The organism is Pseudomonas sp. NBB, from assembly GCF_032701105.1.
Taxonomy (GTDB): Bacteria; Pseudomonadota; Gammaproteobacteria; order Pseudomonadales; family Pseudomonadaceae; genus Aquipseudomonas; species Aquipseudomonas asiatica.
Map to the genome: position 1 here is coordinate 3,852,043 of NZ_CP103994.1, position 15,678 is coordinate 3,867,720.

Consider the following 15,678-nt stretch of genomic DNA (forward strand, 5'->3'; position numbering starts at 1 on the left):
CTTCGCCGGTGTTCGCGGGCTCGCCCGCTCCCACAGGGGACCGTGCAAATCCGCACCCATAATCTCCAGTGCCAAGCCAAATCCCTCCTATTCTCAATAGCTCCCTTCGCTTCCTGTACACAGGAGACCCGACCATGAGCTATGTAACTACAAAGGACGGCGTACAGATCTTCTACAAGGACTGGGGCCCGCGCGATGCACCGATTATCCACTTCCATCACGGCTGGCCTCTCAGCGCCGACGACTGGGATGCCCAGTTGCTGTTCTTCCTCGCCCATGGTTACCGCGTGGTTGCCCACGACCGCCGCGGCCATGGCCGCTCCAGCCAGGTATGGGACGGCCACGACATGGACCATTACGCCGACGATGTGGCGGCGGTCGTCGCTCACCTGGGCATCCAGGGCGCCGTGCATGTCGGCCACTCGACCGGTGGCGGTGAAGTGGTGCGCTACATGGCCCGGCACCCTGAAGACAAGGTGGTCAAGGCCGTGCTGATCGCCGCCGTACCGCCATTGATGGTGCAGACGCCCGGCAATCCTGGTGGCCTGCCCAAATCGGTGTTCGACGGTTTTCAGGCCCAGGTCGCCAGCAACCGTGCGCAGTTCTACCGCGATGTGCCGGCCGGACCGTTCTACGGCTACAACCGCCCCGGTGCAGAAGGCAGCGAAGGCGTCATCGGCAACTGGTGGCGCCAAGGCATGATTGGCAGCGCCAAGGCCCATTACGATGGCATCGTGGCGTTTTCCCAGACTGACTTCACCGAAGACCTGAAGGGCATCACCCAGCCGGTGCTGGTGATGCACGGCGACGATGACCAGATCGTACCGTATGAAAATTCCGGGGTACTGTCGGCGAAGTTGCTGCCCAACGGCACACTGAAGACCTACAAGGGCTACCCGCACGGCATGCCGACTACCCATGCCGATGTGATCAATGCGGATTTGCTGGCGTTTATCCGTAGCTGATGTGATGGCCTGTACCGGCCCTTTCGCGGGCGCGCCCGCTCCCGCAGGTACTGCACAAGTCTTGAAATGTGCAGGTAACCTTGGGAGCAGGCATGACCGCGAAAGGGCCGGCACTGGCAACACACCTCCCCCCAGGATTACCATGTCACCCTTCTAGTGCGGCCCTTTGCCGCCCCCTGCCTCCCTGCCTGCCAAAACCCCATGCCCTTCGAACTCACCGTAGAACCCCTCACCCTGCTGATCCTGGCCCTGGTCGCCTTCGTCGCCGGTTTCATCGATGCCATCGCCGGCGGTGGCGGCCTGCTCACCACCCCGGCGCTACTCACCGCGGGCATGCCGCCGCACCTGGTACTGGGCACCAACAAGCTCAGCTCTACCTTCGGCTCGGCCACCGCCGGCTTCACCTACTACAGGCGCAAGCTGTTCCACCCGGCGCAATGGCGCCCGGCATTGTTCGCCACTTTGGTCGGTGCTTTGCTGGGTGCAGTGATCGCCCACTACATGCCGGCCGAATGGCTGAACAAGATGTTGCCGGTGATCGTCTTCGCCTGTGGCGTCTACCTGCTGTTCGGCGGCACGCCCAAGGCGCCGCTGGATGCCGATGCGCCGATCAGGAAAAAGTGGCAAGTACCGCAAGGCTTTACCCTGGGCTTCTATGACGGCGTGGCCGGCCCGGGTACCGGGGCGTTCTGGACGGTTAGCACCCTGCTGCTCTACCCCATCGACCTGGTCCGTGCCAGCGGCGTGGCGCGCAGCATGAACTTCGTCAGCAACATCGCAGCGCTGACGGTGTTCATCATTTCCGGGCAGGTGGACTACATCGTCGGCCTGTGCATGGGCCTGTCGGTGATGGTTGGCGCCTTCTTCGGCGCACGCACGGCGATCAGTGGCGGCAGCAAGTTCATCCGCCCGGTGTTCATCACCGTGGTGCTGGCATTGACCGTGCGCCTAGCGTGGCAGCACTGGTTCGGCCAAGCCTGATAGGCTGTGATACCCCTGCTTTCCCGCCCTATCTGCGCGAGAAATGTCCTCCGCCGTCGTTGCAGGACTTGGCAATGGAATGACCATTGCCTGCGCCCTGCGCCTAGTCGGAGAACATTTCTCACTGCAGCTAGGACGGGAAAGCAGGGATATCACAGCCCAGCCGCCGTGCAACATACAGGTCGATCAGATACCGGGCGATGGACCGCCCGGCCGGCAGCGGCGGCAGGTCGTGAACGCTGAACCACTTGGCGTCCTCGATCTCGTCCGGCTGCATGACGATCTCGCCGCCAGCGTATTCGGCGTGAAAGCCCAGCATCATCGAGTGGGGGAACGGCCAGCACTGGCTGCCGATGTACTGGATGTTCTGCACCTCCACCGCCACTTCTTCACGCACTTCGCGCACCAGGCAGTCCTCGGCCGACTCGCCCGGCTCGGCAAAGCCTGCCAGTGTGCTGTACACCCCGGTGACGAAGCGTGGCGAACGCGCCAGCAGGATTTCGTCGCCACGGGTCACCAGCACGATCATGCTTGGCGAAATGCGCGGGTAGCTGCGCAGATCGCACGGCTGGCAGTACATTGCCCGTTCCCAGCGAATTTGCGTCATCGCCTGGCCACAGCTGCCGCAGAATCGGTGCTCGCGGGCCCAGGTGCCGATCTGCGCGGCATAGCCCAGCACCTTGTATGTGTCGGAGTCACCTTCGAGCATGAACGCGCGAAGGCCGCGCCAGGAGCAGCCGGGCACATCGGTGGCGCTGCGCAGCTCCAGCAGGAACACCGGCTGGCCGTCGAAGTGGCCGATGCCGTGCTCGCACAGTACGTCGAGGTCCTGGCGCTTGAGCCAGTCGCGAGGGAACAGCGCGCCGTTGTCGTCCACCAGGAACCCTTCCGGGCTGCGGGCCACGGCCAGCCCCCCGGTGATCTGCGGGTCGAGTACTGCGGTAGTCCAGCGTGCTGACATGTCGGGGGTTCCCTTACTTCGCGTCCCCCGGCCTGATCAGTCGGCGAACGTCGGTTTCTGTTTGCTCATGTGCGCCGCCACCGCCACGCGCAGGTCTTCGGACTGCAGCATCGCGGCGTTCCAGGTGGCGATGTACTCCAGGCCATCATCGATGCGATGGTCACGCATGTAGCTGAGCATTTCCTTGGTGCCGGCCACGGCGATCGGCGATTTTGCGGCAATCTCGCCAGCGATGGCAAAGACCCCGTCCATCAGCGCGGCCTGATCATCATAAACCCGGTTGACCAGGCCGATGCGCAGCGCCTCTTCTGCCTCGACATTGCGCCCGGTGAAAGCCAGCTCACGCATCATGCCGTCACCGATGATACGAGGCAAACGTTGCAGTGTGCCGACATCGGCGGCCATGCCCATGTCGATTTCCTTGATCGAGAACTGCGCGTCGCTGCTGCAGTAGCGCATGTCGCAAGCCGAGATGAGGTCGATGGCGCCGCCAATGCAGTAACCCTGCACCGCGGCCAGTACCGGCTTGCGGCATTTGTCCACGGCATTGAACGACGCCTGCAGGCGCAAGATGGTGCTGCGCAGGAAGCGCGCGTTACGCCCCACGTCCTTGCCCATCTGCCCGGCCAGCGAAGCCAGCATCATCAGGTCGATACCGGCGGAAAAATGCTTGCCGGCACCGCTGATCACAACCGCCCGCACCGCGTCGGTGTCGTCGACCCACTGGAAGATGTCGATGATCTCCTCCCAGAAGGCCGCGTTCATCGCATTGCGCTTGTCCGGGCGGTTGATCTGAACGTGGGCGATGCTGTTGGTCAGTTCGACCTTGAATGCGCTGTACTCGGTCACGGGCGGCACTCCTGCGGATAAAGGGTTCATGGCCCGGATGTTAACCCAGCCCGATGACCGCACTTGTGCCAAAAACGGGACTTTACGCCTTGCCTAAGACGCGCTGATCCGGCACCGTGCGCCATCGCCGAATCATAAGGATACAAATTCATGTCGCGCTCCCTGACCGGCGCCCTCGCCCACAGCTTTCTGGGCCAGTCGCCGCTTTGGTACAAGGCAGTCATCTGCCTGTTCCTGGTGCTCAACCCGCTGCTGCTGGTGACCGTCGGCCCGGTCGCTGCCGGCTGGGCACTGGTGCTCGAATTCATCTTCACCCTGGGCATGGCCCTGAAGTGCTACCCGCTGATGCCTGGCGGCCTGCTGCTGGTCGAAGCCCTGCTGTTGCAGATGACTACCCCGCAAGCCCTGTACGAAGAGTTGCAGCACAACTTCCCGGTGATCCTGCTGCTGATGTTCATGGTCGCGGGCATCCACTTCATGAAGGAACTGCTGCTGTTCCTGTTCTCGCGCATCCTGCTGGGGGTGCGTTCGAAGGCGACCCTGGCGTTGCTGTTCTGCGTGCTGTCGGCATTCCTCTCGGCGTTTCTCGATGCACTGACCGTGACCGCCGTGATCATCAGCGCCGCGGTCGGTTTCTATGCGGTGTACCACCGCGTCGCCTCCGGGGCCAATCCGCGCGAAGACAGTGCGCTGGACAGCGACCAGCAGGTCGCACAGTTGCACCGTGAAGACCTCGACCAGTTCCGCGCATTCCTGCGCAGCCTGCTGATGCATGGTGCGGTGGGCACCGCCCTGGGCGGCGTGTGCACGCTGGTGGGCGAACCGCAGAACCTGCTGATCGGCCACGAAATGGGCTGGCACTTTGCCGATTTCTTCCTGAAGGTGGCACCGGTGTCGCTCCCGGTGCTGGGCGCCGGCCTGCTGACCTGCGTGCTGCTGGAGAAGCTGCGCCTGTTCGGCTATGGCACGCTGATGCCCGAGCCAGTGCGCCAGGTGTTGGCCGCCTATGCCGCCGAGGACGATGCTGCACGCACGACTGCCCAGCGCATCGCGCTGTGGGTGCAAGGGTTCGCTGCATTGATCCTGATCTTCTGCCTGGGGCTGCACGTTGCCGAGGTCGGCCTGATCGGCCTGATGGTGATCGTGCTGATCACGGCATTCACAGGCATTACCGACGAACATCGCCTGGGCCGTGCCTTCCAGGACGCCATGCCGTTCACCGCTTTGCTGGTGGTGTTCTTCGCCGTGGTGGCAGTGATTCATCAGCAGCAACTGTTCAGCCCGTTGATTGCCTGGGTGCTGGCGCTTCCGGCCGAGCAGCAACCGGGCATGCTGTACCTGGCCAACGGCCTGCTGTCGGCGATCAGCGACAACGTGTTCGTTGCCACCATCTACATCACCGAGGTGAAGCAGGCGTTCCTCAATGGCAGCATGAGCCGCGAGCATTTCGAGACGCTGGCGGTGGCGATCAACACCGGCACCAACCTGCCGAGCGTGGCAACGCCGAATGGGCAGGCGGCGTTCCTGTTCCTGCTGACTTCGGCGATTGCGCCGCTGATCCGGCTGTCGTATGGGCGAATGGTGTGGATGGCCTTGCCCTATACCGTAGTGATGGGTGGGCTGGGGTGGTGGGCGGTGACCTACTGGCTTTGAGGTAGCCTGCGCCGGCCTCTTCGCGGGTGAACCCGCTCCCACAGGTACTGCACAGCCTTCGAAACTGTGGTGATCATGTGGGAGCGGGTTTACCCGCGAAAGGACCAGTGCAGACCACTCAAACAGCCCTGTCGATTCTGCTGCCTGCCATTCGACTATCCCATGCCCCCAGCCACCCCGGCTGCACACAGGAGAGTCCCCATGCGCAAACTCATCGTAGCCGCCTTCATCAGCCTCGACGGTGTCATGCAGGCCCCCGGTGGTCCGCAGGAAGACACCAGCGGCGGCTTCACCTACGGCGGCTGGATCGTACCCTACGCCGAGGAAATCTTCGGCCAAGCCATGCAAGCCCTGTTCAGCCAGCCCTTCGAACTGCTGTTGGGCCGGCGCACCTACGACATCTTCGCCGGCTACTGGCCAAAGGTAAAAGGCAGCTCGGAAGACTTCTCCATCGCCAACCTGTTCAACAGCGTGCCCAAGCACGTGGCCACCCACACCCCCGCAACCCTCGACTGGCACAACAGCCATGCACTGGGCGCAGACATCACCGCAGCGGTCCACGCGCTGAAACAGAAGGACGGCGCCAACCTGCTGACCCAGGGCAGCAGCGATCTGGTGCAGCAACTGCTGGCGGCGGGCCTGGTCGATGAACTGCAACTGCTGATCCACCCGTTGCTGCTCGGCCACGGCAAGCGCCTTTTCGGCGACGATGCGGCAGCGGCGGCCTTCACACTGCAGCATTCGCAGGTTTCGCCCACGGGCGTGCTCATCGCCCGTTACGTGCGTGCAGGCGAAGTGCAGACCGGTTCGTTCTGAAAGGCATAATCCTGTACAACTTTTGCCTCTCGCTCGCATCGAAACCCAAGTAAGCCCCGTCCGTATCAAGGAGGTTCACCATGGCGCTACGCACCACGTTGCTGCTTTCCTGCATGACCTTGGCCCTGCTCGGCTGCGCCGGCAACGATCACCCGGCACCGCCGCGTACCCAGCAGGTCGACCTGCAACGTTACCAGGGCACCTGGTACGAACTCGCCCGGCTGCCGATGTTCTTCCAGCGCAACTGCGTGCAGTCCGAGGCGCAGTATGGCCTGCGAGAGGATGGTCGCCTCGACGTGACCAACCGCTGCCAGGAAAAGGACGGCCAGTGGAACCAGGCCAAGGGCATCGCCGAAGCCCAGCAACCGGGCAGCACCGACAAGCTCTGGGTGCGCTTCGACAACTGGTTCAGCCGCCTCGCGCCCGGCCTTACCAAGGGCGAGTACTGGGTGCTGTACCACGACCAGGACTACCGCGTAGCCTTGGTCGGCCACCCGAACCGCGAATACCTGTGGCTGCTTTCACGCACGCCTGCAGTCACGGACCAGATGCGCGAGCAACTGCTGACGATCGCCCGGGAGCAAGGCTATGACACCAGCAAGCTCATCTGGCGGCAGGCCGAGTAGGCAAGGCCTGGCAGGCCATCGACGACATGCGGCAATCCGGCTAAGGTGTGCGCCCTTACTACCTCGAAGGAACGAGCCCGTTGAGTACCACGCCGCCACCAGCACCTTGCATCCGCCCGACACCCATCGGCCCGCTGGTGGAGACGTTACTGCTGGGCTGAAACAAGGAGCCAGACCATGGATTTGCTGTTCCTGGGCACCTCCGCCGGCGTGCCGACCAAGGCACGCAATGTGAGCGGTACCGCAGTGATCGAGGCCAGTGGCAGCCACTGGTACCTGGTCGACTGTGGCGAAGGCACCCAGCACCGGTTGCTGCACACGCCGCTGTCGATCCGCGACTTGCGCGCCATCTTCATCACCCACGTGCACGGCGACCATTGCTTCGGCCTACCGGGCCTGCTGGCCAGCGCCGGCATGAGCGGGCGCACCCAGCCGCTGGACCTTGTCCTGCCCGCCGCCCTGCACGACTGGGTGCGCCAGGGGCTGGTGGCCAGCGATACCTTCCTGCCGTTCGAACTGCGCCTGCTGGCCGTGGAAGAGCTGGTGGAATGGCGCAGTGATGCCCTGGAAGTGACCAGCGTGCAGTTGTCGCACCGGGTGCCGAGCGTCGGCTTCGTGTTCACCGAGCTCAACCCCGAACCGCGACTGAACATCCCGCGCCTGGAAGCCGAAGGTATCCCCCGCGGCCCGCTGTGGGGCGAGCTGGCCAAGGGTTTGACGGTGCAGCATGGCGGGCGGCGGCTGCACGGCAAGGATTACCTGCGCCCTTCGCGCCCGCCGCGGCGGGTGATCGTGTGCGGCGACAACGACAACCCCGAGCTGTTGGCCGACGTCGCCAGGGGCGCGGACGTGCTGGTGCACGAAGCCACGTTCACCCAGGCGGTGGTCGAGCGCACGGGGGTCACCTTCGGCCACAGCACCGCAGCTGCGGTGGCGCGCTTTGCCGAAACTGCGGGCGTGCGCAATTTGGTGCTGACGCATTTCAGCGCCCGCTACCAGCACGACCCACGGCGCAGCCCGAGCATCGACAACGTGCGCGACGAAGCCCTCGCCCACTACAGCGGGCAGCTGACCCTGGCGCAGGACCTGCAGCGCTATCACATCGGGCGCGATGGCTGTCTTGAGCCCGCGGGATGAATTGTGGAGATTCGCAGGTGCTCGCCACAACCCGCCGCTCCACTATGCCGCCAACCGCCCACGGGCAATCGCCTCCGACGCCGCCAGCATCGCGCGCAGCAACACCGCGCAGCCCGCAGCCAGGTCCTCGGGCGTGGCGTTCTCGATCTCGTTATGGCTGATACCGTTCTCGCACGGAACGAAAATCATCCCCGCCGGCCCCAGTTCGGCCAGGAAGATCGCGTCGTGCCCCGCGCCGCTGACGATGTCCATGTGCGGCAGGCCCAGCGCCTGCGCCGATTCGCGCACGGCATCGACACACCCTTGGTCGAAGTACAACGCCGGGAAATCGGCTGTGGGTACCAGTTCGTGGCTGAGGCCATGCCTGGCACAGGTCGCCTCGATCACCGCACGCACATCGGCAATCATCGCATTCAGCTGCTCACCCTCCAGGTGGCGGAAATCCAGGGTCATGCGCACTTCGCCGGGGATCACGTTGCGCGAGCCCGGGTAGGCCTGCAGGCACCCCACCGTCCCACAGGCATGGGGCTGGTGGCCGAGGGCGGTGCGGTTGACTGCCTCCACCACTGCCGCCGCGCCGACCAGGGCGTCCTTGCGCAGGTGCATGGGCGTAGGGCCGGCGTGGGCCTCGACACCGCGCAGGGTCAGGTCGAACCACTTCTGGCCCAGCGCGCCCAGCACCACGCCGATGGTCTTGCCCTGATCTTCGAGGATCGGGCCTTGCTCGATATGCGCTTCGAAATAGGCCCCCACCGGGTGGCCTGATACAGCACGCGGGGCGGCGTAGCCGATGGCGTTCAACGCCTCACCAACGCTGACACCCTGGGCGTCGCGCTTGGCCAGGGTTTCCTCCAGGGTGAACTTGCCGGCGAACACCCCGGAGCCCATCATGCACGGCGCAAAGCGCGAGCCTTCCTCGTTGGTCCACACCACCACTTCCAGCGGTGCTTCGGTTTCCACGCCGAGATCGTTGAGGGTACGAATTACCTCCAGCCCGGCCATCACCCCGAAGCAACCGTCGAACTTGCCACCGGTGGGCTGGGTGTCGATATGGCTGCCGGTCATCACCGGGGGCAGCTTGGGGTTACGCCCAGGGCGACGGGCGAAGATGTTGCCGACGGCGTCGATGGTGACCGTGCAACCGGCGGCCTCGCACCACTGCACGAACAGGTCGCGGGCCTGACGGTCGAGGTCGGTCAGGGCCAGGCGGCACACGCCACCCTTGGCGGTAGCACCGAGGCGGGCCAGGTCCATCAGGGACTGCCACAGGCGGGTGCTGTCGATGTGGTGCTGGGTGGATTGCAGTACTTGTTGGGCTGGGGTCATGGGATTTTCCTCAGGCATTTTTGTTGTCTGTGCCGGCCTCTTCGCGGGTAAACCCGCTCCCACAGGTACAGCGTTGGCCTCAGGACCTGCGCTGTACCTGTGGGAGCGGGTTTACCCGCGAAGAAGCCGGCGCGGTCTCACGGCAAAGGCTTGACCACCCGAGCCGGGCTGCGCGCGACCACGCGGGCCAAGAGGTAATACAGCGCCCCACCCAGCAGCGAACCGGTGAACCAACCGTAGTCGTAGAACCAGCTGAAACTGCTGTTGCCAATCGCCATGACGGTCAGCGCCACCGGCAACGCAAAGGCGGCAAAACCGGCCCAGTTCCATGCCGGGTACACGTCGTCACGGTACAGCCCGGCCAGGTCCAGCTCCTGCCGGCGGATCAGGAAGTAGTCCACCACCATGATCCCGGCGATCGGCCCCAGCAGGCTCGAATACCCCAGCAGCCAGTTGGAGTACACGCTCTCCAGGCTCAGGTCGGAAACGATCCAGCCCAGCTTCTTCAGCAACTCATGGCCCATCAGCGCCAGGCCGATGAAACCGGTCAACCACACCGCGCGGCTGCGCCCGATCAGGCGTGGGGCAATGTTCTGGAAGTCGTTGGTCGGCGACACGATATTCGCTGCAGTATTGGTCGACAGCGTGGCGATCACGATCAGCGCCATGGCCAGGGCCACCCAGAACGGGCTGTGGATCTTGCCGATCAGGCTGACCGGGTCGGACACGGTCTCGCCAACCAGCGATGCCGAGGCAGCAGTCAGCACCACGCCCAGCGAGGCGAACAGGAACATGGTCAGCGGCAAGCCGAAGATCTGCCCGAGAATCTGGTCCTTCTGGCTGCGGGCGTAGCGGCTGAAGTCGGGGATGTTCAGCGATAGCGTGGCCCAGAAGCCGACCATGGCGGTAAGCCCGGCGCAGAAGTAGCCGAGCATGTTCGCCCCTTCCGGGCGCTTGGGCGGCTGGGCCAGCAGTTCGGTCATCGACATGTGCGGCAAGGCCCAGAACAGCAGGCCGACGCCGACCGCCACCAGCAGCGGTGCCGACAGCGTTTCGAGCCACTTGATCGACTCGGCGCCACGCAGCACCACCCACAGGTTCAGGCACCAGAAGATCATGAAGCCGATCACCTCGCCGGTGCCGCCCAGGGCCTTCCAGCCGTCGAACACCGAGCCAAGGAACAGGTGGATGGCCAGGCCACCGAACATGGTCTGGATGCCGAACCAGCCACAGGCGACCACCGCCCGGATCAGGCATGGCACGTTTGAGCCGAGTATGCCGAACGACGAACGCAGCAGCACCGGGAACGGAATGCCATACTTGGTGCCAGGGAAGGCGTTGAGGGTGAGCGGGATCAGCACGATCAGGTTGGCCAGCAGAATAGCCAGCAAGGCCTCGCCCACGCTGAGGCCGAAGTAGGCGGTCAGCACGCCACCGAGGGTGTAGGTGGGCACGCAGATGGACATGCCCACCCACAGGGCGGTGATGTGCCATTTGTTCCAGGTGCGCTGGTGCACCTTGGTCGGGGCGATGTCGTGGTTGTAGCGCGGGCTGTCGAGGACATCGCTACCTTCGGACAGCTCGAACAGGCCATCGCGCTCGACCACTTCCGATCTGCTCTGCTGCATGGGGGCTCTCTCCAGATTTTCTTCTAGTTGTTGCCCATCGGGCTGATGCGATGGCCGGAGTACTCACGGTTCATGTGCTTGAAAATCTCGACCAGATTTTCATCTTGTCAAGTAAGTCAACGCATCAGAAAGCTACGCAGCCAGCGCCAATAATTAAATTAACCCTTTAATTTCAATTACTTAAAAACCCCAAAATTAATGGGAAAATTTTCTTGCCGAATCGCGGATCAGCATCTAGCCTCGAATCTTGTCAGGCCTGACAGGATTAACCGCCCTGCCCGCCCTGCATGAAGAAAACTCCAAGAACCGGCCCAGACCGGTCAGCCTGCGAGGAAAACGGCATGTCCCTGTTGATCCGTGGCGCCACCGTGGTCACCCACGAAGAGAGTTACCCCGCTGATGTCCTGTGTGCCGATGGCCTGATCCGTGCCATTGGGCAAAACCTCGAACCGCCCACCGACTGCCAGATCCTCGACGGCAGTGGCCAGTACCTGATGCCCGGCGGCATCGACCCGCACACCCACATGCAGCTGCCGTTCATGGGCACGGTGGCCAGCGAGGATTTCTTCAGCGGCACCGCCGCGGGCCTGGCCGGTGGCACCACCTCGATCATCGACTTCGTCATCCCCAACCCGCAGCAGTCGTTGCTTGAGGCCTTTCACACCTGGCGCGGCTGGGCGCAGAAAAGCGCCAGCGACTACGGCTTCCATGTCGCCATCACCTGGTGGAGCGAGCAGGTAGCCGAAGAGATGGGCGAACTGGTGGCCAAACATGGGGTGAACAGCTTCAAGCACTTCATGGCCTACAAGAATGCGATCATGGCCGCAGACGACACCCTGGTGGCCAGCTTCGAGCGCTGCCTGCAACTGGGTGCAGTACCCACCGTGCATGCCGAGAACGGCGAGTTGGTGTACCACCTGCAAAAAAAACTGCTGGCCCAGGGCCTGACCGGGCCGGAAGCCCACCCGCTGTCACGCCCATCCCAGGTCGAGGGTGAAGCGGCCAGCCGAGCCATCCGCATTGCCGAGACGCTGGGCACACCACTGTATCTGGTGCACGTTTCCAGCCGCGAAGCGCTGGATGAAATCGCCTATGCCAGAGGCAAGGGCCAGCCGGTCTACGGCGAAGTCCTGCCCGGCCATCTGCTGCTGGATGACAGCGTCTACCGTGACCCTGACTGGGCCACCGCCGCAGGCTACGTGATGAGTCCCCCGTTCCGTCCGCGTGAACACCAGGAGGCGCTGTGGCGTGGGCTGCAATCGGGCAACCTGCACACCACCGCCACCGACCACTGCTGCTTCTGCGCCGAGCAGAAAGCCATGGGGCGCGACGATTTCAGCCGTATCCCCAACGGCACTGCCGGCATCGAGGACCGCATGGCAGTGCTGTGGGATGCAGGGGTCAACAGCGGGCGCCTCTCGATGCATGAGTTCGTTGCGCTGACCTCCACCAACACCGCGAAAATCTTCAACCTGTTCCCGCGCAAGGGTGCCATTCGTGTTGGTGCCGACGCCGACCTGGTGCTGTGGGACCCGCAAGGCACGCGCACCATCTCGGCCAAGACCCACCACCAGCAGGTGGACTTCAACATCTTCGAAGGCCGTACCGTGCGCGGCATCCCCAGCCATACCATCAGCCAGGGCAAAGTGCTCTGGGCCGATGGCGACCTGCGCGCGGAAAAAGGCGCGGGGCGGTATGTGGAACGGCCGGCGTATCCGTCGGTGTATGAAGTGCTGGGGCGCAGGGCCGAAGTGCAGCGGCCGACGCCCGTCCAGCGCTGAAGCCATTGGGGCTGCTGCGCAGCCCATCGCAGGCAAGCCAGCTCCCACAGGAATAGTGCTGCTCTCAAGGACGTGGCTCTCCTGAAGGAACCAGCTCTTACAGGGATGGCACTGCTCTCAAGGACAACACTGTACCTGTGGGAGCTGGCTTGCCGGCGATTGGGGCGCACCGCGCCCCCATTCCAAGCCCCATATAAAAAGAGAGGCTACAACCGTGATCGACGCCCTGAACCACTTGCCGCGCCCACGGGCCGGCGCCGACCAGCTGGCCGAGCGCTTCAGCGACCTGGCCCCACCCCTCACCGCCCGCCAGGCCGCCGTCGAAAGCGCACGCTGCCTGTATTGCTATGACGCCCCCTGCGTCAACGCTTGCCCCAGTGACATCGACATCCCGTCGTTCATCCACCGCATCAGCGACGAAAACCTGCAAGGCGCCGCCGAGCGCATCCTCTCGGCCAACATCCTCGGCGGCAGTTGCGCCCGCGTCTGCCCCACCGAAATCCTTTGCCAGCAAGCCTGCGTGCGCAACAACGCGCAGGAATGCGCACCGGTGCTGATCGGCCAGCTGCAGCGCTATGCTCTGGACAACGCCCACTTCACCGAGCACCCGTTCCAGCGCTCGCCGGCCACCGGCAAACGCATCGCCGTGGTCGGTGCCGGCCCTGCCGGGCTGTCGTGTGCCCACCGCCTGGCCATGCACGGGCATGATGTGGTGGTGTTCGAGGCCAGCGACAAGGCCGGTGGCCTCAACGAGTACGGCATCGCCCGCTACAAGCTGGTGGACGACTATGCCCAGCGTGAAGTGGAATTCCTGCTCGGCATCGGCGGCATCGAGATCCGCCATGGCCAGCGCCTGGGCAGCAACCTCGGCCTGGGCGAACTGCGCGATCAGTACGACGCAGTGTTCCTCGGCCTGGGCCTGAATGCCGTGCGCCAGCTCGGCCTGCCTGATGAAGAAGCACCCGGCCTGCTCGCCGCCACCGCCTACATCCGCGAACTGCGCCAGGCCGACGACCTGAGCCAGTTGCCCCTGGCCGACCGCTGCCTGGTGATCGGCGCCGGCAACACCGCGATCGACATAGCCGTGCAGATGAGCCGCCTGGGTGCCCGCGACGTCAACCTGGTGTACCGCCGTGGCCATGCAGACATGGTCGCCACCAGCCACGAGCAGGACATCGCCAAGGCCAACCAGGTGCGCCTGCATACCTGGGCCCGCCCCGATGCCGTGTTGCTGGACGACAGCGGCAAGGTGCGCGGTATGCGCTTTGCCCGCACCGAGCTGGCAGACGGCCGCCTGCGCGACACCGGCGAAACCTTCGAACTGGCTGCCGATGCCATCTTCAAGGCCATCGGCCAACGCTTCGACGACACCAGCCTCGGCGACCCGGTAGCCGCACAACTGGCGCGCGACGGCGAGCGCATCCGCGTCGACGAAACGATGCAGACCAGCCTGCCGGGCGTCTATGCCGGCGGTGACTGCACCGCCCTGGGCCAGGACCTTACCGTCCAGGCCGTGCAACACGGCAAGCTGGCCGCCGAAGCCATCCATGCCCAACTCATGCTCAACGTGGAGGCTGCGTAAATGGCCGACCTGTCCATCGAATTTGCCGGCATCAAGGCACCCAACCCCTTCTGGCTGGCCTCCGCACCGCCAACCGACAAGGCCTACAACGTGGTCCGCGCCTTCGAGGCCGGCTGGGGTGGCGTAGTGTGGAAAACCCTGGGCGAAGACCCGGCGGCAGTCAACGTGTCGTCGCGCTACTCGGCGCATTACGGCCCCAACCGCCAGGTGCAAGGCATCAACAACATCGAGCTGATCACCGACCGCTCGCTGGACATCAACCTGCGCGAAATCACCCAGGTGAAGAAGGACTGGCCCGACCGCGCGCTGATCGTGTCGCTGATGGTGCCGTGCGTGGAAGACTCGTGGAAGTTCATCCTGCCGCTGGTGGAGGCCACCGGGGCCGATGGCATCGAACTGAACTTCGGCTGCCCGCACGGCATGCCGGAGCGCGGCATGGGTGCTGCGGTCGGCCAGGTGCCGGAGTACGTGGAGATGGTCACCCGCTGGTGCAAGACGTACTGCTCGCTGCCGGTGATCGTCAAACTCACGCCGAACATCACCGACATCCGCCAGTCGGCGCGCGCCGCGCACCGTGGTGGGGCCGATGCAGTGTCGCTGATCAATACCATCAACTCGATCACCAGCGTCGACCTCGATCGCATGGTCGCCCACCCCATCGTTGGCGACCAGAGCACCCATGGCGGCTACTGCGGTTCGGCGGTGAAACCGATTGCCCTGAACATGGTGGCGGAAATCGCCCGCGACCCGCAAACGCGCGGCTTGCCCATCTGTGGCATTGGCGGCATCGGCAGTTGGCGTGACGCAGCCGAGTTCATGGCCCTGGGCAGTGGCGCTGTACAGGTGTGCACGGCAGCGATGCTGCACGGTTTCCGCATCGTCGAGGACATGAAGGACGGCCTGGCGCGCTGGATGGACCAGCACGGGCACCGCAATATCGAGGCGTTCCGCGGCCAGGCGGTGGGGCATACCACCGACTGGAAGTACCTGGACATGAACTACAAGTCGGTGGCGCACATCGACCAGCAAGCATGCATTGGCTGCGGGCGCTGCCACATTGCCTGCGAGGATACTTCGCACCAGGCGATTGCCAGTACGCTGAATGCAGATGGCACGCATGCCTACAGCGTGATCGAGGAGGAATGCGTGGGCTGCAACCTGTGCCAGATCACCTGCCCGGTGGAGAACTGCATCGAGATGGTGGCTCAGGATACCGGCAAGCCGTACCTGAACTGGACGCAGGACCCGCGTAACCCCTACCGCGAGGCCAGTTGAGGCAGTCTTCTACCCCACCGACTGACGCGGTCCTTTTTGTGGGAGCGGCCTTGTGTCGCGAAAGGGGCGCGAAGCGGCCCCGGGATTTCAGCTTCGCA

13 protein-coding genes are annotated in these 15,678 nt (G+C 64.2%); 9 read left to right on the forward strand and 4 right to left on the reverse strand.

From position 1 onward, the window contains the following. Window positions 1-134: 134 nt before the first annotated feature. Window positions 135-965 carry an alpha/beta fold hydrolase gene (locus NY023_RS18045; protein ID WP_013973302.1) on the forward strand — a complete coding sequence of 277 codons (831 nt, stop codon included), beginning with the start codon at window positions 135-137 and terminating at the stop codon, window positions 963-965. 201 nt (window positions 966-1,166) lie between these two features. Beyond that, a complete protein-coding gene (locus tag NY023_RS18050) occupies window positions 1,167-1,946 on the forward strand; it encodes a TSUP family transporter (protein ID WP_013973303.1) in 780 nt (259 codons plus the stop codon). Between the two features lie 130 nt (window positions 1,947-2,076). Here NY023_RS18050 and nudC read toward each other — a convergent pair whose 3' ends face one another. After that, window positions 2,077-2,907, reverse strand: coding sequence for an NAD(+) diphosphatase (gene nudC, locus NY023_RS18055; RefSeq protein WP_013973304.1), 831 nt, complete (start codon window positions 2,905-2,907; stop codon window positions 2,077-2,079). A gap of 36 nt (window positions 2,908-2,943) precedes the next feature. Next, window positions 2,944-3,756, reverse strand: coding sequence for a crotonase/enoyl-CoA hydratase family protein (locus tag NY023_RS18060; protein ID WP_013973305.1), 813 nt, complete (start codon window positions 3,754-3,756; stop codon window positions 2,944-2,946). Window positions 3,757-3,906: 150 nt separating this feature from the next. Here NY023_RS18060 and nhaB point away from each other — a divergent pair, with 150 nt between their 5' ends. The 4 genes from nhaB (at window position 3,907) to NY023_RS18080 (ending at window position 7,988) form a co-directional block, all read left to right on the forward strand. Beyond that, complete coding sequence (nhaB, locus tag NY023_RS18065; RefSeq protein WP_013973306.1) at window positions 3,907-5,409, forward strand: sodium/proton antiporter NhaB; 1,503 nt, start codon at window positions 3,907-3,909, stop codon at window positions 5,407-5,409. A 201-nt stretch (window positions 5,410-5,610) separates the two neighbouring features. Further along, a complete protein-coding gene (locus NY023_RS18070; RefSeq protein WP_024087388.1) occupies window positions 5,611-6,225 on the forward strand; it encodes a dihydrofolate reductase family protein in 615 nt (204 codons plus the stop codon). Between the two features lie 80 nt (window positions 6,226-6,305). Then, window positions 6,306-6,851 (forward strand): lipocalin family protein, encoded by a 546-nt coding sequence (locus NY023_RS18075; protein ID WP_013973308.1) that lies wholly within the window; start codon window positions 6,306-6,308, stop codon window positions 6,849-6,851. A gap of 177 nt (window positions 6,852-7,028) precedes the next feature. Further along, window positions 7,029-7,988, forward strand: coding sequence for a ribonuclease Z (locus NY023_RS18080; RefSeq protein WP_013973309.1), 960 nt, complete (start codon window positions 7,029-7,031; stop codon window positions 7,986-7,988). A 42-nt stretch (window positions 7,989-8,030) separates the two neighbouring features. Here NY023_RS18080 and NY023_RS18085 read toward each other — a convergent pair whose 3' ends face one another. Both NY023_RS18085 and NY023_RS18090 read right to left on the reverse strand, forming a co-directional pair. Then, a complete protein-coding gene (locus NY023_RS18085; protein ID WP_044047128.1) occupies window positions 8,031-9,314 on the reverse strand; it encodes a Zn-dependent hydrolase in 1,284 nt (427 codons plus the stop codon). A 137-nt stretch (window positions 9,315-9,451) separates the two neighbouring features. Further along, on the reverse strand, window positions 9,452-10,942 hold the full coding sequence (locus NY023_RS18090; protein ID WP_013973311.1) for an NCS1 family nucleobase:cation symporter-1: 1,491 nt from the start codon (window positions 10,940-10,942) through the stop codon (window positions 9,452-9,454). Window positions 10,943-11,283: 341 nt separating this feature from the next. Between NY023_RS18090 and hydA the strand changes: the two genes are divergently transcribed. The 3 genes from hydA (at window position 11,284) to preA (ending at window position 15,580) form a co-directional block, all read left to right on the forward strand. Next, window positions 11,284-12,723 (forward strand): dihydropyrimidinase, encoded by a 1,440-nt coding sequence (gene hydA / locus NY023_RS18095; protein ID WP_013973312.1) that lies wholly within the window; start codon window positions 11,284-11,286, stop codon window positions 12,721-12,723. 214 nt (window positions 12,724-12,937) lie between these two features. Beyond that, on the forward strand, window positions 12,938-14,305 hold the full coding sequence (locus tag NY023_RS18100) for an NAD(P)-dependent oxidoreductase (RefSeq protein WP_013973313.1): 1,368 nt from the start codon (window positions 12,938-12,940) through the stop codon (window positions 14,303-14,305). After that, on the forward strand, window positions 14,306-15,580 hold the full coding sequence (preA, locus tag NY023_RS18105; protein ID WP_013973314.1) for an NAD-dependent dihydropyrimidine dehydrogenase subunit PreA: 1,275 nt from the start codon (window positions 14,306-14,308) through the stop codon (window positions 15,578-15,580). Window positions 15,581-15,678: the final 98 nt, after the last annotated feature.

What these genes read in the sequence shown, in the direction of transcription:
- NY023_RS18085 (WP_044047128.1), bottom strand. Translation starts at nt 9,314, where the DNA reads ATGACCCCAGCCCAACAAGTACTGCAATCCACCCAGCACCACATCGAC.
- NY023_RS18070 (WP_024087388.1), top strand. Translation starts at nt 5,611, where the DNA reads ATGCGCAAACTCATCGTAGCCGCCTTCATCAGCCTCGACGGTGTCATG.
- NY023_RS18045 (WP_013973302.1), top strand. Translation starts at nt 135, where the DNA reads ATGAGCTATGTAACTACAAAGGACGGCGTACAGATCTTCTACAAGGAC.
- hydA (WP_013973312.1), top strand. Translation starts at nt 11,284, where the DNA reads ATGTCCCTGTTGATCCGTGGCGCCACCGTGGTCACCCACGAAGAGAGT.
- NY023_RS18090 (WP_013973311.1), bottom strand. Translation starts at nt 10,942, where the DNA reads ATGCAGCAGAGCAGATCGGAAGTGGTCGAGCGCGATGGCCTGTTCGAG.
- nudC (WP_013973304.1), bottom strand. Translation starts at nt 2,907, where the DNA reads ATGTCAGCACGCTGGACTACCGCAGTACTCGACCCGCAGATCACCGGG.
- NY023_RS18050 (WP_013973303.1), top strand. Translation starts at nt 1,167, where the DNA reads ATGCCCTTCGAACTCACCGTAGAACCCCTCACCCTGCTGATCCTGGCC.
- preA (WP_013973314.1), top strand. Translation starts at nt 14,306, where the DNA reads ATGGCCGACCTGTCCATCGAATTTGCCGGCATCAAGGCACCCAACCCC.
- nhaB (WP_013973306.1), top strand. Translation starts at nt 3,907, where the DNA reads ATGTCGCGCTCCCTGACCGGCGCCCTCGCCCACAGCTTTCTGGGCCAG.
- NY023_RS18080 (WP_013973309.1), top strand. Translation starts at nt 7,029, where the DNA reads ATGGATTTGCTGTTCCTGGGCACCTCCGCCGGCGTGCCGACCAAGGCA.
- NY023_RS18075 (WP_013973308.1), top strand. Translation starts at nt 6,306, where the DNA reads ATGGCGCTACGCACCACGTTGCTGCTTTCCTGCATGACCTTGGCCCTG.